1 protein-coding gene is annotated in these 256 nt (G+C 45.7%); it reads left to right on the top strand.

What is annotated here, in order from left to right; genetic code table 11:
• On the top strand, window positions 1-256 hold a 256-nt coding region (locus F0L46_RS27925), incomplete at both ends, for a hypothetical protein (RefSeq protein WP_149822434.1).

Raw genomic sequence — 256 nt, 5'->3', positions numbered from 1 at the left:
ACACAGGACTCGACGCTCCAAAGATGAAGCCCGCTATAGTTATTCTATGTCTTTTCGTGGCATCTCTGTATGCTGCAGATTCCGACGTCCCTAACGACATTCTGGAGGAGCAGCTTTACAATAGCATCGTCGTTGCCGATTACGACAGTGCGGTTGAAAAGAGCAAGCATTTATACGAGGAGAAGAAGAGCGAAGTCATCACAAATGTAGTGAACAAACTGATACGAAACAACAAGATGAACTGCATGGAGTACGC

The organism is Salinarimonas soli (assembly GCF_008386575.1).
GTDB lineage: Bacteria > Pseudomonadota > Alphaproteobacteria > Rhizobiales > Beijerinckiaceae > Salinarimonas_A > Salinarimonas_A soli.
The sequence above is the reverse complement of the archived record's forward strand: the minus strand, read 5'-3'. Positions and strand labels throughout refer to the sequence as shown.